Origin of the sequence: Staphylococcus aureus, from assembly GCF_001027105.1 — a bacterium.
In the GTDB taxonomy this organism is placed as follows: Bacteria; Bacillota; Bacilli; order Staphylococcales; family Staphylococcaceae; genus Staphylococcus; species Staphylococcus aureus.
This window is the reverse complement of the sequence record NZ_CP011526.1, coordinates 18,341-42,107: the sequence shown is the minus strand read 5'-3', so window position 1 is coordinate 42,107 and position 23,767 is coordinate 18,341. Positions and strand designations below refer to the sequence as shown.

The following is a 23,767-nucleotide window of genomic DNA, read 5'->3' as shown; positions in this document are numbered from 1 at the left end:
CACGTCATTTAAATACTTAATCTTTTATAGTAAAAGATTTTTCATTAAAAATTTATTGTTTTCTGTACTTTATTATATTAATCCTTTTAGCATGCCGTACCAATACATTTTAGGTAATAAATCTTTCTTAAATATATACATACTTCTACGTTCTTTGGCCTGATTAAACGGCATTGTTTCTTTAGTATTTTTATTATAATCAAACTCTGCAAGTATTAACCTATTATATCCAGTAACAATAGGGCATGAAGTATAACCATCATAATGATGCGTTAACATTTGATTATTCATCACTTGCAATAAATTATTAGCGACGATAGGTGCTTGCTTACGAATAGCTGCGCCTGTTTTTGAAGTAGGTACATTTGAAGCATCACCAAGTGCAAATACATTAGAGTAGCTTTTATGCTGTAATGTGGTTGGGTTAACATCTACCCAACCCTCACTATCTGAAAGTGTACTTTCTTTTACTACATCTAAGGGACCCATAGGTGGTGTTACATGTAACATATCATAACTTATTGTTTTTCTATCGTATGCTTTGATATGTTCGAATGTAGCCACTTTTTTGTCACCGTCGATTTCAACAAGGTTATAATTATAATTGACTGTTATATTTCTTTCTTCAACAATCCTTTCTAATTCTTTATTATATTTTCCTACGTCAAATAAAGCATCTTTTGGCGTTGCATATATCACATTAGCGTTAGAACGGATTTTATGTTTCCTAAAATAATCTTCAGCTAAATACATAATTTTCATAGGCGCACCTCCACACTTTATAGGAGTGTTTGGATGCGTAAAAATGGCATTTCCTTGTTTAAAATTAGAAATTTGGTTCCAAGTTTCGTTAACATAGTCAGGTGAATAGTTAGAGCAAACACCATTTTTACCTATATTTTCTTTTAGTCCTTTAATTGAAGACCAATTAATCTGTAATCCTGGAGCTACTACTAAAAAATCATAATAAACGACTGTATTATCTCCTAAAATAACGCTATTATTTTCAGGTTGAAAACTTGAAACAGCCTGTTTTATCCAGTTAGCACCTTCAGGTATAACACTTTCCATATCTTTACGAGAACTTTTCAAACTAGATACCCCTGCACCAACCAACGTCCATAATGGTTGATAGTAATGATGGTCTGCTGGATCTATAATTGCTATTTTCTCTTTTAAGTTTTGATTTTTTCTTAATAGTCTTGATGCTACGGTAACACCTGCTGTACCGCCACCAATAATAACAATTTGATAATGCTTATTCATTTTTTCCACATCCTTAAATTATTTTAATGATTCTGGAAAATCTTGATAGCCTTCTCTAATATTCACCACATTTTCAAAACCTTTGCTTTCCAATATACCCACTGCAATTGAACTTCTAACACCTGACTGACAATGTACATATATTTTATCCTCTTTATTAAAAGGAATATTTTCATTTAATAATTTACCATGCGGAATATTAACTGCTTGATCTAAGTGTCCATTATTCCACTCTTCATCATTACGTACGTCTAATACATGTTCTTCTTTACCTGTCATATCAGCGCTATGAACGGACTGGGTTGAAATGCCTGATTTTGGCAAACGATAGCCTGCTACCTTATCAAACCCAATTAATTGTAAAGTGTGTTTCGCTTTCTCAACAGTAGATTTATCTCCAATTACATCTATATCTTTTTCAAAATCTAAGTACCAACCAATTTGATTAATAAAGTTTTTGTTGTATGGTATATTGATTGTTCCTTTTGTGTGGCCACCGTGAAAGGCCTCTTTGCTACGAAGATCAAATGCTACTCTCTTATTATCTAAACTAGGATAAACATCATATGATTGATATAAATTCATACCAAACTGATTAACTTGTTTCATTTGTGCAAAATGATGCGGTGGTGCTGGTTGATTTGATGTTAATGATTCAATAAATTTAGTCTCATCAATTTCATTAAATGCCCAGTTATTAATTTTCTCATAACCTATTGTAGATATAGGTATGGCACCTAATGCTTTACCACAAGGGCTTCCAGCACCATGACCCGGCCAGATTTGAACATAGTCTGGTAAATTTTTAATATTTTGAACGGACTCATACATTTGTTTCGCGCTAATTTCTGTAGAACCCTTTATTTGAACAGATTTTTCTAATAAATCAGGTCTACCTATATCACCAACAAAAATAAAGTCACCACTAAATAATCCCATCGGAACACTTGAACCACCACCTAAATCAGTGAGTAAAAAGCTAATACTTTCAGGCGTGTGTCCTGGAGTATGCAGAACTTCTAATTTAACATTGCCTACTTGAATGATATCTCCATGTTTAACAAATTGTGTTTTTGATGGCATATTTTTATACCCTAATGCATCTTCACCTTCGCCAGACACATATATATTTGCATTTAAGCGTTTAGCCACATCACGAATTCCTGAAGCAAAATCAGCATGAATATGTGTTTCTGTAGCTTGTGTAATTGTTAAACCTTCAGAATCTGCAACTTCTATATATTTCGATAAATCACGAACAGGGTCTATTATTATTGCCTCTCCTGTACGTTGACAACCCACTAAATATGATGCTTGAGATAAATGATTATCGTAAAACTGTTTAAAAAACATGATAACAACTCCTTTTATTAATAGATTTAATTAGATAAATAAATTATGATTCGCATTTTCAGTAGCACCAATATAAGTGCCTACACCACCGTACTCAACTTCATCTCTAAGTTCTTCTTTCTGAATACCCATGACATCCATACTCATCGTACAAGCGATTAATTTGATATTTTGCTCAATAGCTTGATTGATAAGTGTTGGTAATGAATCAACATTTTTCTTTTTCATTACGTAGCGCATCATCATATTTCCTAAACCAAACATATTCATTTTGGAAAGAGGCATTCGTATATTCTTTTTGGGCAACATTAAATCAAACATTTTTGCAATACCTTGCTTTTTAACATTAACTGTTTGCACTTTTTTTAATGCATTAAGCCCCCAAAAAGTAAAGAAGATAGTTACATCTTTTCCAGCAGCTCTAGCACCATTTGCAATAATCAACGCTGCTACAGCTTTGTCTAATTCTCCACTAAATAATACAATTGTAGTACCTTTAGCAGAATAATTTATATCTAAATCTTTTGCTTTTTCTTTTTGAATAATCGCATTAATTCCATTGTTATTTTCATCAAGCTTAACTAAAGTATGCCTTGTTTGTTTCACCCAACTTTTAATGTCACTAGGGAATCCAGGGTCTGTGACTTTGACTTCAATTTGGTCACCTACTTCAATATTCTTCATTTCTTGACTAATTTTTACAATTGGCCCTGGACATTGAAGACCACGATAGTTAAATTGTTTACGATCTGCTTTAATTTCTATACTTTTATATTCTTCTTGTGTATCATAACTATCGTTTTCTTCTTCATAAGCTTTATAACCACCATCAAGATTTATAACGTTATAACCTTGTTTAGCTAAATATTTACTAGCATTAGCACTTCTGTTACCACTTCTACAGATTACATAATAGGTTTTATTTTTTTCTTTATTGAATGACTCAATCTCATCAACAGGATGAAGTATGGAACCATTGATATGTCCTAATGCATACTCCTCTTCTGTTCTAACGTCAATTAATTGCCCTTGCTTGGCTAGTTTTTCCAATTCTGCTTTACTAAATTCATCGATAAACTTTTCTCCGTATTGTTTCATAATAACCTCCCTAAAAATACCTGTAGGGGTATTTTAAACAGTTGGATGGAACTTGTCAAATACCTCTAGGGGTATTTGACACATTTGTGTTTATCTATTAATATATTTTTATTCAATTAAAAGTGGAGGTATGACTATGAATTATGATAAAAAAATGATTAATCGTATTAATAGAATACAAGGGCAACTAAATGGAATTATTAAAATGATGGAGGAAGGAAAAGACTGTAAAGATGTCATTACACAAATAAGTGCATCAAAGAGTTCACTCCAACGCTTGATGGGTATCATTATTAGTGAGAATTTAATAGAATGTGTAAAAGCAGCTGCGGATGATGAAGAAAGCTCCCAAGAGTTAATTAATGAAGCTGTAAACTTATTGGTGAAAAGTAAGTAATGGATATTGTTAATATAGTTATCATGTTACTCATTGGGGTATTCGGTGGGTTCATATCTGGTCTAGTAGGCGTAGGTGGTGCTATCATTATTTATCCAGCTATTTTATTATTACCACCATTATTCGGAGCCCCTGCATATAGCGCATATATCGCATCAGGTCTTACTTCTAGCCAAGTCTTTTTCAGTACATTAAGTGGCTCATTAAAAGCTCGAAAAAAAACAGAGTTCTCGCCACAATTAGTTCTTTATATGGGTGGCGGCATGATTATAGGGAGTATGTTAGGTGCATTTCTAGCAAATTTATTTGATGCTACATTTGTAAATACGGTATATATCATTATTGCTTTACTTGCATTAACATTAATGTTTATTAAAGTGAAACCTAGTTCCGAAAAGTCTTCATTTAATAAATATTTATTAGTTATCATTGGCCTTTTCATTGGTATTATTTCAGGTATAGTAGGTGCAGGTGGTGCCTTCATTATTATTCCTATATTATTGGTTTTATTCAAATTACCAATGAATACTGTAGTCGCTAATAGTATAGTAATTGCTTTTATATCTTCAATTGGTGCTTTTGTCATCAAACTTATTCAAGGTTATATCCCTTTATATGACGCCTTATTCCTTATAATAGGGAGTATTATATTTGCTCCAATAGGGTTAAAATTAAGTAAAAAAGTCCCTAACATAATACAAAAATGGATTATCAGTATTTTAATCGTTTTTGCTATAGTTCAACTCATTTTATAAAACTAATCCTTTTAACTCAGACAGCAATTTCCCGAAAAATAATACCTCTTATTTAAACAAATATGTATGCAGTTCGGATTTATATAAATAAAAATTTTTGATGAAATATCCATATATGCTTATAAATATAAATTTATCAACTATAACTAAAAATGATAAAAGATTTAACGCCACTGATGACCGAATTAATATTATTTAAGTTTTTATCAAACGCATGAGTAAAGTAGATGCACATTGGGAATTAATCGAAGCTATTAAAAATTTACGTGACGAAATTGCACCAAACACATTGTTAACAATTAACGATGATATTCCCGATAGAAAAACAGGACTTGAACTTGCAGAAAAATATGGTATTGATGGCATCATGATTGGTAGAGGCATTTTCCACAATCCATTCACTTTTGAAAAAGAACCACGCGAACACACAAGCAAAGAACTATTAGATTTGTTGAGATTGCATCTATCATTGTTTAACAAATATGAGAAAGATGAAATACGACAATTCAAGAGTTTGCGTAGATTCTTTAAAATCTATGTGCGTGGCATAAGAGGCGCTAGCGAACTTCGCCATCAATTGATGAACACACAATCAATTGCAGAAGTACGAGCACTACTAGATGAATTTGAAGCCCAAATGGACGAAGACGTTAAAATTGAATTATAGTATGAGTAATAAGGGAAAGGAGGAATTTAAGTTTCCTCCTTTGTTTGTGTGAAAGTCTTTTAGGTATGAACTAGGGTGATTTAAAATAAAAGTTTAATTTCTATCTTCAGTTGGCGTTTCCATATAAATAATTGGATTAATTCTTTGATCTTTTAAATAGAGAGACCACTCTACTAATTTATTTTTAAGTAATACTGAACCTAAATTAGTTAATTGAAAGTTTTTATTTATTACGTTACTAGTATGAACCATATCTTTTATGGGCATATTATCAATAGATGATATCGGTAAAATCCATACTATACTAAAATTTGTACTCCGTTGTATATCATTAAATATATTTTCCGAGTTATCAGGAATAGCTTCTATTAATTCTTCAAAATTATATGATTCTGGATATTTTAAGGCGTTAATTGCTATTATATTCTGTTCTAGACTATAAAGAGATAAAGATGTATTAATTCCTCTTTTAATCGTGAAAAGCTCTTTGTTTTTAATATTGTATAAGTCTGCCAACTCTATTCCATTTCCTTTTACTATAAAATTCTTATTTATTGGTTTTATGAATTTTTTATGTAACATTAAATATTCTTCTGGCAATCTTCCTACTATTTCTTTTATATATCCTTCTTCTCCTTCTTTAAATACTAAACCTGTGGGAGTTAGTGTGTTATACCTAATTTCTATCTCATTCAAATGATCATTCAAAAGGTCAAAAAATTCTCTATTAAAATAACCCCATTTCCCATTTTGTAATAAATATTTCTTTCCATCTTCCATTTCAACTTCTGCATGTAGTATCGTTTTTAGTAGCATATTATTTGAATGCCCCAAATTATCTATCACTTCAATTCTGACATCATTTATAGAATTAACGTCATATTTTAATAAGTAATCTCCTATTTCAGTGATGTAATCAACTTCAGGATCAGTCGCATCAAATGTCTCTAATGTATTATTTTTAAAAGAATTTATATATATATTGACGTCGAGCATATCATCTAACAAGAGTATCATATTACTTAGTTCTAAAAATCTTGATATATCTATAGATATATTTTCTGTAGTTGAAGAATTCGATAGTTTTTTTAGCAATAAAGTATCTAATACTTCTATTTTATTCAAGTCTTTTAAAGTTACTATTCTAGGAAATTCACTAATTTTTTGAGGAAGATTAATAATAGCGTTTATTTCTTTGATTATCACACTAATTTTATCTATGAATTGCTGCTTTCTATTCGGTACACGCAATGAAATACTTGTACCACAAGTCATTGTTTTTCCAAAAATTTGAGGATTCTGTGGATGTCCTTGGACTGATATATAAGATTCTGAAGGTCTAACGTAATCTACACTATTCCTTCTATAATTAACAATCTCTTTAAGCCTGTTTTGTTGAAAAAAATTAACATTTTTATTAACTATGTCTTCATTTTTGATTGCTCTTTCTGCAAAATCAATTCCGAAGTCATAATCAATCAAATTATTTATATCATGATATGCTTGTCCAAAAGGTATAATATATACATTATTTTGTAATGTTGTATCTTCTTTGAGAAATAATATTGCATCAAAATGATGACCGGATTCTGAAAATAAATTGTCATCTTCTTCAGTATCTAGGTATACATTCTTTATTAATAATTGCCAATCTAATAGTTTTTTGTCTTTTTTACGTATATAAACTTTACTAATTAATTTTAATTCATTTGAATCACTAACAAGTTCTTTATCATTAAGCAGTTCATAATTGTCATCATTTAAAGATTCTAGATTCTCTAAAAAATTTGTATTTGTTTCCTGAAAATTATAAATAGATTTATAAATATTAATCTTCATATTACACCCCTTAATTATATTTTACATCTATTTCCATTATTACATTTTATGAGTCTCGCAAATTGTCAGTTTTTAAATTATGATAATTATTTTCCAAATAGTTTATTAAAAAACTACATCTTTCTTGATTGATACTCTTTCAAATCTTAATAAAATTCTTTGACCTTATTATTTACATTCTCAATTTCTTGGAATTGTTCTTTTGAAACTTCATTGGTATATTTACTATTTTTTGTCAATATCTGTAATTTTATTTATGATTATTTATCATTACTTAGCTACGTCAATGACTGTTGATTATGAAATAACTGTTTCTATTGCAAAGTTACTTTTATAATTTAATAAGGACAAAAAGAAGCATTCTATATTAATCATTTTAGATATAAACCAATTTGATAGGGCCTAATTTCAACTGTTAGCTACTACTTAAGTTATATGCGCAATTATCGTGATATATCTTATATATTGAATGAACGTGGATTTAATGTCCACCATTTAACACCCTCCAAATTATTATCTCCTCATACAGAATTTTTTAGTTTTACTTATGATACGCCTCTCCTCGCATAATCTTAAATGCTCTGTACACTTGTTCAATTAACACAACCCGCATCATTTGATGTGGGAATGTCATTTTGCTGAATGATAGTGCGTAGTTACTGCGTTGTAAGACGTCCTTGTGCAGGCCGTTTGATCCGCCAATGACGAAAACAAAGTCGCTTTGCCCTTGGGTCATGCGTTGGTTCAATTCTTGGGCCAATCCTTCGGAAGATAGCATCTTTCCTTGTATTTCTAATGTAATGACTGTGGATTGTGGTTTGATTTTGGCTAGTATTCGTTGGCCTTCTTTTTCTTTTACTTGCTCAATTTCTTTGTCACTCATATTTTCTGGTGCTTTTTCGTCTGGAACTTCTATGATGTCTATCTTGGTGTATGGGCCTAAACGTTTTTCATATTCTGCTATGGCTTGCTTCCAATATTTCTCTTTTAGTTTCCCTACAGCTAAAATGGTGATTTTCATGTCGTTTGGTCCTCCAAATTGTTATCAACTTTCCAGTTATCCACAAGTTATTAACTTGTTCACACTGTTCCCTCTTATTATACCAATATTTTTTGCAGTTTTTGATATTTTCCTGACATTTATGCCCGATTTTTAGTGTATAACCTGTGTATTTGTGGATAACTCTGTGGGCATTGTGGGTATTTCTCTTTAAATTGTACACAATTCTGGATAACTATCCCCATTTCTGTGGATAAACACCTTGATGTCTTATTACTTATCCTCGTTTTTATATCCCATATTTATCAACGGTTATCGCTTTTTTTCATAAAAAAACACTACCGTACCTCTTATTTAAGAAATACAGTAGTATTATTTTCAATATATTTTAGCTAGCTTTTCTACGTCGTACAGTCGCGATTAAACCTATACCTGCTAATAATACAAACATCGCTTCTGGGCTTGAACTTTGATTAGTTCCAGTTTTTGGTAACTGTTTCTCATGCGCGCTACCTTTAGGCACTGACATTCTAGCCAATTGTTTCCCACTCTTGCTTGATACAGTAGCTCCTTCTATTGTGCGACCAGAACCTTCTGTACCGCTACTAACAGTTCCTCTATGCGCTAGCAACAATACAACTTTACCTGGAGCTGGTTTTTTCGCTGGATCCATCACTTTGTCGTCACCAATTGGTTGTGTATCTTTACCAGACTTACTACCTTTGCTACCTTGTTGTCCTTTAGCTGGTTGTTCACTTACTGCTGGTTTACCTAATAACATACGTTGTGGTTCTGTCGTATCATACTTAGCTAAGTTAGCTGTTTTTAAATAACTTGCTAGTACTTGATCTAATGAAATACCTTCTTCTCTAGGACCACCGAACATACTATATCCGTCGCCACCTGATGCTGTGAAGTCATTCATCGTTACGTGATATACACGTTTTAAATCAATATTTTCAAACTTACCTGTCTCTTTATTTAAAATTTGAATAGCATTAATTCGTTTGCCAGACGGTTTATTTATATCATAGTAAACACGGATTGAATCAGAGATATGTAGTAAACCGCCATTCGCTGTTAACACTGTCTTACCGTCCTTTTGTGTTGTTGGTGCGCCTAAACTATGTTCGAAAGCCGTCCAGACGTCTGAACCTTTTACATCAATTTGCGCAATCGTATTTCCAAATGGTAATACTGAGATTAAATCATAGCGTGTCACCTTACCTTTTGCGATAGAGGCACGAATACCTCCACCATTTGTCACGGCAAAGTCAGTCTTTTTAGAGAAATTCTTAACGCCATACGCTTCCATAGCATCTGCAATCGCGTTTCCTAAATTTGTTTCACGCGTTCTAACGTCATCTCTTTCTCCTTTGAAATCAATGGTATTGTTTGGAATAATTACCTCTGCAGTTTGTGCTCTAAATGTTTGATCAGCTTGATTAATTTGTTCAGCTAATGCTTTGTTCGGTGTTACATTTTCAACGTCTTTAACATTAATCAATGACGGTTTAATATTCGATACCTCTCCATTGCGATAATTAAATGTAATCTTACCGATATTCGCAAGTGCTGTACCTGTTTGTGCCAATGCATCATTGTTATAAATTTGACCATTTTGAAGTACTGTATGTGAATGACCATCAATAACTGTAATACGTTTCTTCAATTGTGGATTTTGACTTAATTGTTTCACTAAGTAATCACCACGCCATGTTTCTTGTGTTGAAGGATCAATTCCTAAATGTGATATAACAACAAATGTATCTACGTCTTTATAAATACGCATCATTTCCGCTGTCACACTTTGTAATGGATCTCTAAATTCAACGCCTTTAATGCCTTCAGGTCTTGTTTTCGTCTTTGTTTCTGGTGTCGTTACACCAATAATTCCATAACGAATACCATTTTTTGTTACAATCGTTGAAGGCTTAAACGCGCGTTTTCCATCTTTATAAACGTTAGTACTTAGCATCGGGAAGTCTAACATACCCTCTAACTTTTTCAACTGATCGTATCCAAAGTCAAATTCATGGTTACCGACTGCCATAGCATCATAACCTACTGCATTCATTGCTTTAGCCATTTCTTCACCTTTAGACTGGTTTGAAAGTGGTAAACCTTGGAAGGCGTCTCCTGCGTCTAACATTAAATCAGGCTTTTCTTGTTCTTTTACTGTTTTTAATTTAGCCATACCGATGACACGCCCTTTTTCTTCGGCTAGTCGGCCATGGATATCATTTGTATGTAATATTTTATGTGTTGTTGTTTGTGGTGCATTAGCAGCAAACATTCGTGGTGAAAGTGATGCTGTTTTAGCATTTGATAATTTGAACGTTGCTGTGTGAGTTGGTTTTTGTGTTGAGGCTTGTTGTGTATCTACGTCGCGTGTTTCGTTTACTTTTGTTGAAACTACTGTAGATGGTTTGTTAGATGGTGCGTTGGATGTTACTTTGCTGTTTGTATCATCAGCTGTTCCCTGCGCTGATGCTGATACGTTGGTTGCCGCTTCTTTGCCAGAATGATGAGCCGCTTCCTTTGTTGGCGGTACTTGTTGCTTATCTGTTGTTGCTTTGTCTATCGTTGTTACTGCATGTGCTTTCATTGGTGTATGCTGCTCAGCCGCGTTCGAGACTTGCCATAATCCCATTACACTAAAAAGCAAAACGAGCCATACACTTGTTTTAAGTAATAAAGCTTTCATTTCGTTCCCTCCATTAACTGTCATACACCAATATATTATCATAATCCTTATATTAAAATGATTGATTTTATGTAAATTATTTATAAATTACATTTAATATCGAATTATTTTACACATTTCAATCAAGCCGATTCAACTCAACAACAGCCATTTCCCACCAACAACATAAAAAAGCACCCGATAAAGTCGTCTCACAGCAATGCGGAACTTTATCGGATGACTCTCATTTATATTGTATATATTGGCGTTGGAATAGCTTTATCCGTATCACATAGCAATACTTCTTTTTCCGTATCAATATCGTGTTCGTTCAATACTTGGCCAACACTCATACGCGCCAAATCTTTCATGTTATTGTCTTGTGATAAATGCGATAGGTAAATACGTTTCGTGTTACCTGTAATCACGTCTGTCATTGCATGAGCCGCATCCTCATTAGATACATGACCCATATCGCCTAAAATACGTTGTTTCGTCTTCCATGGATAACGACACATTCTCAACATATCGACGTCATGATTACTCTCAAAAATAAACGCATCGCTGCCACGTATCATACCTTTCATACGATCAGACACGTAACCCGTATCCGTTAAAATCGTAAACTTCTTATAGTTATTATGGAAAATATAAAATTGCGGATCTATTGCATCATGTGACACGTTAAACGATTCAACATCGAAACCTGCAATAGATTTTGTTTCATAAGGATTAAAAATGAATTTCTGATCCATAGGGATGCGACTATCTTTCTTTTCAATTGCCTGCCAAGTTTTTTCATTCGCATAAATTGGCAATTGATATTTACGCGCCAAAACACCTAATCCTTTAATATGATCAATATGTTCATGGGTTACTAAAATACCATTTAAATCTTGAATATTACGGTCAATTTGACTAAACAATTCTTCCATTTTCTTTCCAGTCAAACCAACATCAACTAATAGACTACCTTTTTCATTTTCTACAAAAGTGGCGTTACCTGTACTACCACTTGCTAATACACTCATGCGTATCAAGCGGCTCATCCTTTCTCTTTAAACAGTCAATCTCTCTATATGACTGCAATATACATCAGTGCAAATATACGATTTTCCCTACAGAAACTATCAGTATATTAGCTGTTTTGTATACCTTTCCTATTATGTAACTTTAGTTCATCGACCGGTTTCTTATATTTAAATTTTGATAATCACGTGCAATGAATTTCTTAATTATTATAACAATGATTAGACAAATACTAAAGTTTTTAAAATAACAGTTACACTAATTTTACAATGCGGTTCTACTTAAAATATGAATAAATGCGCACGTTGGAGACGCAAAAACATCAGCCATAATAAACCGTACCAGCAAAAAAGCTAGCACCGCTTCTCACATATGATGAGCTTGCAATGCTAGCTTATTACGATTCATATTAATGATTAATAATTTTAGGGTTATTATTTGTCGCTTCGACATAGTAAGTATTCGTTTTATCCTTACCGTCATGCTTCACTTTAATTTCCCAGTTTGGTTGTAACAATTGAACATTCGTTTCATTCACGACTGAGTAGTAACCGAGTCTAGCATTAATGACTTCATCACCTTTTTTCAAGTAACGATTATAATATAATGCCTCGATTGCTTTTCTCACACCAATCACTTGATGCTTCTTATCTGCACCATCTGTGGGCTTAATGTCATCCATCATTGATTGTTTATAACTAGTCGCTTTGTTATCTTCTATATTAAAGTTTAACATCGCTTTACTGTTATTTAAAATCGGAAAATCATCATACGTTTGTTCATATTTTACAGAATCTGAACTAATCTCGCTTAATTGATATTCAGCACCTTTAAATACGCGCTTGTTAACATAATCTTTCAAATCTTTTAAGTTATTGTCACTGACCTTTACCGATTGACTAATGTTCGCATTCAATAATTTTCCACCATCTGATGTGGTCAAATCCGAATCGCCTTTAGCTTTAGAACTAAAGTCTTTTGATCGCCCTGTAATTTGCTCTAATTTTATACCTTTAACTGATTTATTCAATATACTAGTCGGTACTTTAATTTCTTCTTGCTGAAAATTAACTTCATTGTTACTCTCGACTTCATTAATGTGTGAGCGATTGACTTTATTAACATAAATCGATACTAACACGATGTTGACAAGAATAAACACGAAAATGAAAAGTGTCTTTGTCAGTTTCCAGTTCATTTATTCAAGCCTCCCATCGTTATAAACATACCATTCGCCATCATATTCTACATACCAACGCGGTACGAGTTCACTGTTAATCTGCACTTCAATGTGATTATGATCTGAATTATCCTGCATTTCGTAACCGATAGCGATGTTTGTTACTTTTTCAAAATTAATATCACTATTGTTCGCTAAGCTTGAACGTACAGACTCTAATTTCGGCAACGATTTATTATCCTCACTATTTAAAACAACGTCGGTGCGTAATAACGAACGACGATAGTCAAAGACGCCTTTTTCACCCCAAGTGACTTGAATTTGATTAGAACCTTCTTTATTAAACGTTGGATAACCATTAAGGAAACGTTGATATGTTAACTCGCCTGACTGATTATTCGTACTAAACAATCTAAAGTCTTCGTTTAAGAAACCACCATGACCATTAATAAAATCAAAGGTTCCTGGAATCGTTTCTTCCATTTTGCTGGAACTCGCTTCATCTTCGGACAGGTTTTTATAATGATATTTTTCATTTTTATCGTTATAGTTTGCGACACCTGTATTATTGTTGTAGGTTGTAACACCACTCTTTGAACTACGAACGATGGTTGAATCGTCAAATAGTATAGCATTCATTTTCTCAACACTAATCGTGTTAAATACCATGCGATATGTTTTTAACTTTTCAGGTTTACTTGGTGCAAAAACATGCGTCGTACGATCAATTGTATCTTTGTTTGTGATGATATCTGTGTATGGTTGCATATCTTTTTTCACTGCTGCTAATGCATCTAAAAAATGATCATTTTTCGTTGTAGTTGTTAATTTTACGTAATCGTGGCGATCTTTGCTTATAGCATAAAGCACGATATTATCATCAGCATCATGATCTATGACCAAACGATTGAAATTGAAATGATTTGGTACTTTCGCATTCATGTTCAGTACTTGACCAAGATATGTTGATAACGGTAAATCATACGTAAAATCGAATAATATAAAATCACTGTTCAAATCAGGAATCATCAAGTTATGATCACGACGAACATGTTCCACGGACTTCACTTCTTTATTTTTCAAAGGTTTCGTCAGTTTATTCACATTAGATACCGTCGCAATCGTTCCTTCTGGATGATCATTTTTCGAATGAATAATCTGAAATGGCGTAATAGTTGTATCCATTTTGGCTGTCATAGGTGTCGTTAAAGGTTTCGTTTCACTCTTCTTACTATCTGTATTGTCGACATTTGCAATATCAGGAGAAAAGTTCCATACCATATATGTCAATACGACACTCATCAAGACGAGTAGTGCTAAAATGACAGATTTAATATGCTCCTTATTATTCATCCCAATCACCGTCTTCAATGACTTCACATGGAAGTGTGATAAAGATAGATGTACCTTGACCTTCTACACTGTTTGCCCAAATACGACCATTGTGCGCTTCCACAATCTCTTTCGAAATGGCTAGTCCTAATCCAGTACCACCCATTTTACGCGTACGTGCCTTATCTACACGATAGAATCGGTCGAATATCTTATCGACTTTATTGATAGGAATACCAATGCCATTATCTTTAATACGAATCGTCATTCGATTATAAAGTGGATTTTGTTTCACGTGGAACTCGACACGTTTATCGCCTCTAGAATATTTCATCGCATTTGTAATGACATTATCAAATACTTGCGTCATTTTATCAGGATCAAATTCTGTGAAAATCGTCTTTTTCGGAATATCTCGAATAAATGTTGTATCTTTCGCAGACATTTCATGTCGATTAATAATTTTATTAATGAACATGTTAAAGTCGATAATTTCTTTGTTGATTTGATCAGACTCATTATCCATTTTAGATAACTGTAGCAAGTCATTGACCAGTCGAATCATTCGTTCTGTTTCTTCACGGGTAACAGATAAAAATTGTGGCGCAAGTTCCTCATCTTTCCATGCACCTTCTTCAAGTGCTTCAATGTAACTATTCATAGAAGTTAAAGGTGTACGTAACTCATGTGATACATTGGCAACAAATTCACGACGCTCACGTTCAACTTGTTGTTGTTCAGTTACGTCATGTAACACAGCGATATAACCAGTTACAAATCCTGTTTCCTGCACAATCGTACTAAAGTTAACACGTGCGATTAGACCTTCTTCTTCATTTAAATCTAATAAGAAACTATCATTATTCTCTTGAATTTCTTCCAGTTTAAATTCATCTTCAAGACTTAATACACTTAACATGTAATATCCGATGATGTCTTCTTTCGCCATACCAAGCATCTTGAGTGCCATATCATTGACGATACGAATACGTCCACGGCGGTCTGTTGCAATAATACCATCACTCATATGGGTGATAACTGAGTCCAGTCTACGTTTCTCACTTTCAGTATTAGCCTGCGCTTCTTGTACACGTTTAGACAAGTTATTAAATGCTAAAGCTAATTCGCCAATTTCATCATTACCATAAATCTTCACACGTTGCGTATAGTTACCTCTGGACATTTCGACCGTCTGGTTACGCATATCGGTGATTGGTTTGGTAATCGTTCGCGCTATAAAGAATCCTAGGATGACTGTGATTAATAATGAAATAGCTGTACCAACAATGAATATTTGATTTATATTATTTAATTGGTTATAAACGTCATTAATTTTTGATTCGATATAAATATTACCAATTACCTTTTTATCGACTTTAACTGGGATATTATATACCCAGACACGGTCCTTACCACCGCCATAATCTTTTAAAATTAAATGATCGTTTGATTGTCCTAGTGATAGTGCTTTTTGGACAGAACTATCATTCGCTTTTTGATTGATTAGACTACGGTTAGACTGCTTCGTCGTCGCAATAATAATTTGGTCTTTATCTATAAAACGAATTTCTCCAATTTCTTGACGGTTGGCATACTCACTTAATAAATTTTGAATATCTTTTTGTGCATTTACGGAGCCCTTTTCGTCATATACTTTTTCAATACTAATTTCTAATTGTTTCGCGTACTGCGTAATATTCTTCTTAAAATTATCAAGCAGCTCTTTTTCAAGGTTATTTGTAAAATATAACCCGATAATTTGCATACCAATGATAATCAGTAATACATAAACAATTACAAGTTTAGTATGAAGGGATTGTAGTTGTTTTAGCCACTTCATTCGTTTCGACCTCTACTCATGTTGTTGGAGGAAATATCCAACGCCTCTACGCGTCACAATATATTCAGGATGTGACGGATCATCTTCAATCTTTTCACGTAAACGACGAATCGTTACATCGACCGTACGTACATCGCCAAAGTAATCATAGCCCCATACTGTTTGTAATAAATGTTCACGTGTCATTACTTGTCCCATATGTTTTGATAAATAATGGAACAATTCAAATTCACGATGTGTTAATTCAATATCTTCGCCACGTTTTTTAATAGAATATGCGTCTGGATAAATCACAATATCTTTAATTGTGATTTCATTCGTTACATTTCCAGTGTCTTGTGCTGGTTGTGAGTAATGACGACGTAAGTTCGCTTTCACACGTGCGATTAATTCACGCGTACTAAACGGTTTCGTTACATAGTCATCTGCACCTAGTTCTAAACCAAGCACTTTATCAATTTCTGAATCTTTAGCAGTAAGCATTATTATTGGCATTTCGTATTTTTTGCGCACTTCACGACATACTTCCATACCATCACGACCAGGTAACATGATATCTAGTAATACGATGTCTGGTTCTTCTTCATAAATTAAGTCGACTGCATCATTACCATCGTATGCACAGTACACATCGTATCCTTCTTTTTTTAAGTTAAATTCTAAAATATCAGCAATCGGTTTTTCATCATCAACTACAACAACTTTTCTAGCCATTTGCATAAACCTCTTTTCTTAAATCATTAATATTATTTTATCATTTTTTGTTCTTTATCGTTTATGTTTGTGTAAAAAATCACAGGATGTCGCTTACTATTTTTGTTATTGTGCGCATTTTCCGTCTTATAACGTATAGTAACCTATTATATAATTTACCATTTATAAGCTATTAATTCTATTTTCCAATATAAACTTATATATTACTATTTTTTATTAGTTTCTCACGGCGGATTGTGACAATGATATTTAACACAATGATGAGGTCTCTATTCCAATAATAAAATTAGGATAATGGCAACTTCTAGTTGCACGTCATTGCTCAGAAAATAAATATCATTATTCGTTATTCGTTACTTTAACAATTGATGTTATGGAGGACTGGTGGCATATCACAACGAAGAAATATGTTGACAGTAGCATATGTTTGTACGTCTAATAAAGATTTTATTGTCTACGTTTATCTTTCATATCCAACCACTAAGTTACTTGAGGTTCATACATTTTAAAGAAAATGGACGAACAGATAAATCAATATGATTATCATTCGTCCATATATCTTTTATTAATATAATATTAAACGCAAAAAAATGCCTATCCTCTTGGATAGGCATTTGTACGGTCTCGACGGGAATCGAACCCGCGATCTCCTGCGTGACAGGCAGGCGTGTTAACCGCTACACTACGAGACCTAAAAAATGGTGACTCCTACGGGACTCGAACCCGTGTTACCGCCGTGAAAGGGCGGTGTCTTAACCGCTTGACCAAGGAGCCGTTCTTAAGCACAAGATAGATTATAGCACAGCCAATCTTGCCATGACAAGATATTTTTTACATAATTTTGCTATTATTTTTTGAAGAATGTTATAAGTGAAAAATTGCATTTTATTGGCAGTCTATTTATTATAATAATTACGCTATTTTTGAAATTTTTCTATTTTAGGTGCTTTCATTTACACTTACGTCTACTCTATTTTAATAGCTATTTTCGACATCAGACTTCTTACATTCAAGTATTTCATCTTAATTTTCGTTAAATATCATCTAATCTTCTAAATTATGACTAGCAAATATCGCCTTTACGTTAGTATTTTTTATCTAAATAATCGAATCGATACAGAAGCAAGCATAACAAAAGCCTCCTACCAATAAAGATAGAAGGCTCATGTATTTATAATCATTGTGTATGACTTATATAAAGTTCTACCACAATTCTTTTAATAGGTTTGTTTGTTCTCTATCTGGACCAACTGAGAAGATAGAAATTTGTACATTACATAATTCTGAAATACGCTCTAAATATTTACGTGCATTTTCAGGTAATTCTTCTAAAGTACGCACATTTGTTACGTCTTCTGTCCAACCTGGTAACTCTTCAAAGATTGGTTTACAACGTTTTAATTGATCTAAGTTTGCTGGGTACTCAGTAATTTCTTTACCGTCTAATTCATAAGCTGTACAGATTTTCACTGTGTCTAGGCCTGTTAAAACATCGATTGAGTTAATAGATAAATCTGTAATACCACTTACACGACGAGAGTGACGTAATACAACTGAATCAAACCAACCTACACGACGTGGACGTCCTGTTGTTGTACCGTATTCACGACCAACCTCTCTAATATGATGTCCATCTTCATCGAATAATTCAGTAGGGAATGGACCATCACCAACACGTGATGTATAAGCTTTACATACACCAATTACCTTTGAAACGAATGTAGGACCTACACCTGTACCAACAGTAACGTTACCTGCAATTGGATTACTTGATGTAACGAATGGATATGTACCATGGTCGATATCTAACATTACACCTTGCGCACCTTCGAAAAGTACCTTTTCATCTGCTACAAATGCATCGTCTAAGATTTTTGATGTGTCTGTTACAAATTCTTTTAGACGTTGACCTGCTGCATAATATTCTTCAAAGATATCATCAAATGATGGACATGTTTCGTTAAACATACCTTTGAAATATGCTTGTTTATATTCAATGTTTGATTTTAATAATCTTTCGAATGTTTCTTTTTCAAGTAAATCTGCCATACGAATACCGATACGTTGAACTTTGTCTACATATGCTGGACCGATACCTTTTTTAGTTGTACCAATCTTATTGTCACCACGTAAACGTTCTTCATATTCATCTTGTGCTAAGTGATATGGTAAAATCACTTGCGCACGATTAGATATACGTAAATTACTTGTAGGAATGCCACGTTCATTTAATCCGTCTAATTCTTTCAATAGTGCAACTGGATCAACAACGACTCCGTTACCGATTACCGCTAATTTGTCTTTGTAAAAGATACCAGATGGTACTAAATGTAATTTATATGTTTCTCCGCCAAATTGAATGGTATGGCCTGCATTATTACCACCTGAAAAACGCGCGATAACATCTGACTGTTCTGCCAAGAAATCCGTTATTTTTCCTTTTCCTTCGTCTCCCCATTGTGTCCCAACTACTACGATTGATGACATGTGAGCACCTCCAAGTTTTTCTCATTTAACCATTTGATATTCTACCAATATCGAGACCATAATGCAAATAAAAATCGAACATTGATTTTCGGCCTTTTTAAAAGAAAAATCATTTTAACAAATCGTTTTCAACGTCCTAAAAACCCTTTAACAGAGGCGTTGACAGTACTAATTTATCACTTTCAATACACAAACTTAACATATATCAACCCGTTCAGAACAAAATAAAAACCGTACAATTTTATCATCTTAATGATTATTGTACGGAAAAACTTTTTTACATCATATCTGCATGTGCATAATCGATATCGGTAAATTTATTATATTGTTTCATAAAATGTAACTTAACTGTGCCTGTTGGACCGTTACGTTGCTTAGCAATGATAATTTCAATTTCACCGTTTTCATCATTCGTTTGTGGCTCGAAACCACCATCATCGTCATCATCTTCATCGCCGCCACGGTTATAGTAATCATCACGGTATAAGAATGCAACGATATCGGCATCTTGCTCAATCGAACCAGATTCACGAATATCACTCATCATTGGACGTTTATCTTGTCGTTGTTCAACACCACGAGATAACTGACTTAATGCGATAACTGGACATTTTAATTCACGGGCTAATGCTTTTAATGTACGAGAGATTTCAGAAACTTCCTGTTGTCTGTTATCGGACGCACGTGAACCACTACCTTGAATCAACTGTAAGTAGTCAATCACAATCATGTCTAAGCCATGTTCTTGCTTTAATCGACGACATTTAGAACGTAAATCATTAATTCGAATACCCGGTGTATCATCAATAAAAATCTTCGTACGTGATAATTTACCTACCGCTATAGTAAAACGACTCCAATCTTCCTCAGTCATAGTACCCGTTCTTAAGCGGTTTGAGTCAACATTTCCAGAACTACAAATCATACGTGTGGCTAACTGATCAGCACCCATCTCTAGCGAGAAAATACCAACTGTATACATATCTTCATGCGTTGCAACTTTTTGTGCAATATTAAGTGCGAACGCAGTCTTACCTACAGATGGACGCGCTGCAAGGATAATTAAATCATTTCGGTTGAACCCTGCTGTCATTTGGTCTAAATCTCGATATCCTGTAGGTATACCTGGTGTTTGACCACTATTTTGATCAAGCTCTTCAGCTGTTTCATACACTTGTCCTAAGACGTCTCGAATGTCTTTAAAGCCATCGCTTTCACGAGAAGATGATAGCTCTAAAATTCGACGTTCTGCATCACTTAAAATCGCATCTAGTTCAAGTTCATCATTATATCCATCATTGGCAATACTATCTGCAGTTTGAATCAATCTACGTTTTAATGCATGCTTAGAAACGATATCAGTATAATACTGAACATTTCGCGTCGTTGGTACATTTGTAGATAACTCTGCAAGATATTGCGGGCCACCCGCTTCATTCAACGTACCTTCCGTCGATAATTGATCCATCAATGTTACAACATCAATTTCTTTATTATCTTCATTTAAGTGCATCATTGCACGGAAAATATGTTGATGGGCACCCCTATAAAACGACTCAGGAAGCAAAACTTCCTGAGTAGTATTAATCAATTCTGGATCTATAATAATTGAACCTAAGACAGACTGTTCAGCTTCATTGTTATGCGGCATTTGATTTTGCTCATACATTCTATCCATGAATGGTTACACCTCTTATTTCAATCCAACTTTATTGTTCAACTGTGTGTACGCGAATTGTACCTTCAACTTCTTTATCTAATTTAACAGGTACATTCGTATATCCTAGGGAATGAATTCCATTTGGTAAATCCATTTTACGTTTATCAATTTTAATATCATGTTGTGCTTTTAGTGCTTCGGCAATTTGTTTTGTACTTACTGACCCAAACAATTTACCACCTTCACCAGTTTTTGCTGATACTTCAACTTCAATGTTTGATAACGTTTCTTTTAATGCTTTAGCATCTTCAATTTCTTGTTGGCGTTCTTGTTTTGCACGTTTTTTCTGTAACTCTAATTGTTTAAGGTTACCTGGTGTTGCTTCTACAGCATAATTCTTTTTCAATAAGAAGTTATTTGCATAACCTACTGGTACTTCTTTAACTTCACCTTTTTTACCTTTACCTTTAACATCTTGTGTAAAAATTACTTTCATGCATCTTCACTCCTACTTAATTGTTCTGTAATTGCTTGTTGTAATTGTGCTATCGCCTCTTCGACTGTCACACCTTTAAGTTGTGTTGCCGCATTGGTTAAATGTCCACCGCCACCAAGTGCTTCCATTGTTAACTGGACATTTACTGAACCGAGTGAACGCGCAGATATACCAATCAGATTATCTTCACGTCTCGCAACAACATATGATGCTTCAATACCTTCTAAACTTAACAGTTCATCTGCTGCTTGTGCAACTGTTACTGGATGATAAATTTTATCGTCTGAACCATGCGCAATGGCTATGCCATTATCTTCAACTTTTACAGTTCGAATTAATTCAGATCGATTAATGTAAGTATCCACATCATCTTTTAAGAAATGTTGCGTTAAAATCGTATCTGCACCATGTGCACGTAAATAACTCGCTGCATCGAATGTTCTTGATCCTGTTCGTAATGTAAAGTTTCTTGTATCTACAATAATACCTGCATACATCACTGTTGATTCAAGACGTGTTAAACGTTGTTCTGTTGGTTGATATTCCAGTAACTCTGTTACCAATTCAGCTGTCGAACTTGCGTATGGTTCCATATATATCAACAATGGATTAGAGATGAAGCTTTCACCACGTCTATGATGATCGATAACAACTTTACGGTTTGCTTTATTTAAGACATTTTCATCTAAAACCAGTTCCGGTTTATGCGTATCAACAATCACTACGGTTGTCTTAGATGTCATCATATCCCAAGCATCATCTGATGTAATAAATCGCTCTCTTAACTCTGGCTTTTTATCTATTTCGTTCATCACGCGTCGTAATGTTGGATCAATGTCAGTCTCATTTAATACGATGTATGCTTCTAAATTATTCATCATTGCAAATCTAGACACACCGATTGCTGCACCAATTGCATCTAAGTCAGGACGTTTATGTCCCATGATAATGACTTTGTCACCCTCTGCAAGGATATCTTTTAACGCATGTGAGATCACACGTGCTCTTACACGAGTACGTTTCTCCATCGGGTCAGTCTTACCGCCATAGAAACGCACATTACCATTAATACTTTTAATTGCAACTTGGTCGCCACCGCGTCCTAATGCTAAGTCTAGGCCTGATTGTGATAATTCACCTAAGTCGATTAAATTTTCAGTACCTTCACCAACACCGATACTTAATGTTAATTGGGCACGATAACCAACACTTTTTTCACGTAATTGACTCAAGATATCAAATTTAGATTCTTCTAAGTCAGCTAATATTTTTTGATTTAAATAGGCTACGAATTGATCGGAACTGTATCTTTTGAAAAATATATTATACTCAGTTGCCCATCGACTAATGACACGCGTTACCATTGAGTTGATTTCCGAACGCTGCGTATCATTCATATTTTGCGTAATCTCATCGTAGTTATCTAAAAATAATGTCGCAATGATTGGTTTAGAATTTTCATATAGTTCATTTGTTTGTACTTGTTCAGTTATATCAAAGAAATAGAGGCAGTGATCATTCTCAGAATAACGTACTTGGAAATGATACTGATTATATTCTATTTCAACGGATTTCACTCTATCTAATTGCTTTAAAATGTTTGGAAATACTTCATTTACAGATTCAGAAATGACATTCGCTTCCATATGATCTGTCATAAATTGGTTAACCCATTCGATGTGATCATTTTCATCTAAAACAATGATACCAATTGGTAAATGTTTGATTGCTTTATTATTTGTTGTTGAAATTTGAGCACTCAAACCATCTACATAACTATCCATTTTCATTAAAGCTTGTCTGAATAAAATGATGCTAACAATAATCATCACGACAAGAACGATAGATGCAATTAGTGCTATAAGACTATTAAAGATAAACCATACACCCATTAAAACAATTGCTGTGATGATCATGATGACAAATGGTATTAGTAAAGCTTTCTTAGTGGACTGCCGATTCATTATT

The 23,767-nt window shown here is 33.7% G+C and carries 20 protein-coding genes, 2 tRNA genes and 1 pseudogene; 5 read left to right on the top strand and 18 right to left on the bottom strand.

The window, feature by feature from the left end; genetic code table 11:
• Positions 1-72 precede the first annotated feature (72 nt).
• The 3 genes from sqr to cstA are packed head-to-tail and all read right to left on the bottom strand — an operon-like array spanning position 73 to position 3,717.
• Positions 73-1,266, bottom strand: a complete 1,194-nt coding sequence (gene sqr / locus AA076_RS00180) for a type II sulfide:quinone oxidoreductase Sqr (RefSeq protein ID WP_001033018.1) — start codon at positions 1,264-1,266, stop codon at positions 73-75.
• Positions 1,267-1,284: 18 nt separating this feature from the next.
• Positions 1,285-2,619 carry a persulfide dioxygenase-sulfurtransferase CstB gene (cstB, locus tag AA076_RS00175; RefSeq protein WP_000465474.1) on the bottom strand — a complete coding sequence of 445 codons (1,335 nt, stop codon included), beginning with the start codon at positions 2,617-2,619 and terminating at the stop codon, positions 1,285-1,287.
• 30 nt (positions 2,620-2,649) lie between these two features.
• On the bottom strand, positions 2,650-3,717 hold the full coding sequence (gene cstA / locus AA076_RS00170; protein ID WP_000816129.1) for a persulfide response sulfurtransferase CstA: 1,068 nt from the start codon (positions 3,715-3,717) through the stop codon (positions 2,650-2,652).
• A 136-nt stretch (positions 3,718-3,853) separates the two neighbouring features.
• On the opposite strand from cstA, the gene cstR reads away from it, so the two are divergent.
• The 4 genes and pseudogenes from cstR to AA076_RS00150 all read left to right on the top strand — a co-directional run.
• Positions 3,854-4,114 carry a persulfide-sensing transcriptional repressor CstR gene (gene cstR / locus AA076_RS00165; protein WP_001105087.1) on the top strand — a complete coding sequence of 87 codons (261 nt, stop codon included), beginning with the start codon at positions 3,854-3,856 and terminating at the stop codon, positions 4,112-4,114.
• Entirely contained in the window at positions 4,114-4,869 is a 756-nt protein-coding gene (locus AA076_RS00160) for a sulfite exporter TauE/SafE family protein (RefSeq protein ID WP_000355845.1), read from the top strand. The genes cstR and AA076_RS00160 overlap by 1 nt, the downstream gene beginning before the upstream one ends.
• Before the next feature lie 97 nt (positions 4,870-4,966).
• Positions 4,967-5,068 carry a hypothetical protein gene (locus AA076_RS14195; RefSeq protein ID WP_001791873.1) on the top strand — a complete coding sequence of 34 codons (102 nt, stop codon included), beginning with the start codon at positions 4,967-4,969 and terminating at the stop codon, positions 5,066-5,068.
• Positions 5,069-5,077: 9 nt separating this feature from the next.
• Positions 5,078-5,536, top strand: a pseudogene (locus AA076_RS00150) (tRNA-dihydrouridine synthase); the annotation flags it as partial.
• 93 nt (positions 5,537-5,629) lie between these two features.
• On the opposite strand, the gene AA076_RS00145 reads toward AA076_RS00150, so the two are convergent.
• On the bottom strand, positions 5,630-7,375 hold the full coding sequence (locus tag AA076_RS00145) for a DUF6119 family protein (protein ID WP_000700190.1): 1,746 nt from the start codon (positions 7,373-7,375) through the stop codon (positions 5,630-5,632).
• Between the two features lie 146 nt (positions 7,376-7,521).
• The gene (locus AA076_RS14190) at positions 7,522-7,614 is read right to left on the bottom strand and encodes a hypothetical protein (protein WP_001790000.1); all 93 of its coding nucleotides are present in this window, start codon (positions 7,612-7,614) and stop codon (positions 7,522-7,524) included.
• On the opposite strand from AA076_RS14190, the gene AA076_RS14185 reads away from it, so the two are divergent.
• The gene (locus AA076_RS14185; protein WP_001790628.1) at positions 7,578-7,712 is read left to right on the top strand and encodes a hypothetical protein; all 135 of its coding nucleotides are present in this window, start codon (positions 7,578-7,580) and stop codon (positions 7,710-7,712) included. The two genes, AA076_RS14190 and AA076_RS14185, sit on opposite strands and share 37 nt — an antisense overlap.
• Positions 7,713-7,916: 204 nt before the next feature.
• Here AA076_RS14185 and rlmH read toward each other — a convergent pair whose 3' ends face one another.
• The 13 genes from rlmH to gdpP all read right to left on the bottom strand — a co-directional run bounded on the left by rlmH (position 7,917) and on the right by gdpP (position 23,763).
• Positions 7,917-8,396: a 23S rRNA (pseudouridine(1915)-N(3))-methyltransferase RlmH gene (gene rlmH, locus AA076_RS00130; protein WP_000704775.1), complete on the bottom strand. Its 480-nt coding sequence runs from the start codon at positions 8,394-8,396 to the stop codon at positions 7,917-7,919.
• 367 nt (positions 8,397-8,763) lie between these two features.
• Positions 8,764-11,082: an LPXTG-anchored adenosine synthase AdsA gene (gene adsA / locus AA076_RS00125; RefSeq protein ID WP_000645780.1), complete on the bottom strand. Its 2,319-nt coding sequence runs from the start codon at positions 11,080-11,082 to the stop codon at positions 8,764-8,766.
• Positions 11,083-11,309: 227 nt separating this feature from the next.
• Positions 11,310-12,110: an MBL fold metallo-hydrolase gene (locus AA076_RS00120; protein ID WP_000088648.1), complete on the bottom strand. Its 801-nt coding sequence runs from the start codon at positions 12,108-12,110 to the stop codon at positions 11,310-11,312.
• Positions 12,111-12,499: 389 nt separating this feature from the next.
• The gene (locus AA076_RS00115; RefSeq protein ID WP_001104172.1) at positions 12,500-13,288 is read right to left on the bottom strand and encodes a two-component system regulatory protein YycI; all 789 of its coding nucleotides are present in this window, start codon (positions 13,286-13,288) and stop codon (positions 12,500-12,502) included.
• Positions 13,289-14,623, bottom strand: coding sequence for a two-component system activity regulator YycH (gene yycH, locus AA076_RS00110; RefSeq protein WP_001060131.1), 1,335 nt, complete (start codon positions 14,621-14,623; stop codon positions 13,289-13,291).
• A complete protein-coding gene (gene walK / locus AA076_RS00105; protein WP_000871607.1) occupies positions 14,616-16,442 on the bottom strand; it encodes a cell wall metabolism sensor histidine kinase WalK in 1,827 nt (608 codons plus the stop codon). The genes yycH and walK overlap by 8 nt, the downstream gene beginning before the upstream one ends.
• A 12-nt stretch (positions 16,443-16,454) precedes the next feature.
• Entirely contained in the window at positions 16,455-17,156 is a 702-nt protein-coding gene (gene yycF / locus AA076_RS00100) for a response regulator YycF (protein ID WP_000101976.1), read from the bottom strand.
• A 619-nt stretch (positions 17,157-17,775) separates the two neighbouring features.
• Positions 17,776-17,848: transfer RNA gene (locus AA076_RS00095), tRNA-Asp, on the bottom strand.
• A gap of 7 nt (positions 17,849-17,855) precedes the next feature.
• Positions 17,856-17,930 (bottom strand) — tRNA-Glu (locus AA076_RS00090).
• A 429-nt stretch (positions 17,931-18,359) separates the two neighbouring features.
• Entirely contained in the window at positions 18,360-19,643 is a 1,284-nt protein-coding gene (locus tag AA076_RS00085; protein ID WP_000095327.1) for an adenylosuccinate synthase, read from the bottom strand.
• A gap of 277 nt (positions 19,644-19,920) precedes the next feature.
• The gene (gene dnaB / locus AA076_RS00080) at positions 19,921-21,321 is read right to left on the bottom strand and encodes a replicative DNA helicase (RefSeq protein WP_000375651.1); all 1,401 of its coding nucleotides are present in this window, start codon (positions 21,319-21,321) and stop codon (positions 19,921-19,923) included.
• Positions 21,322-21,352: 31 nt separating this feature from the next.
• Complete coding sequence (rplI, locus tag AA076_RS00075; protein ID WP_000864305.1) at positions 21,353-21,799, bottom strand: 50S ribosomal protein L9; 447 nt, start codon at positions 21,797-21,799, stop codon at positions 21,353-21,355.
• Positions 21,796-23,763, bottom strand: coding sequence for a cyclic-di-AMP phosphodiesterase GdpP (gene gdpP / locus AA076_RS00070; protein ID WP_001081634.1), 1,968 nt, complete (start codon positions 23,761-23,763; stop codon positions 21,796-21,798). The genes rplI and gdpP overlap by 4 nt, the downstream gene beginning before the upstream one ends.
• Positions 23,764-23,767: the final 4 nt, after the last annotated feature.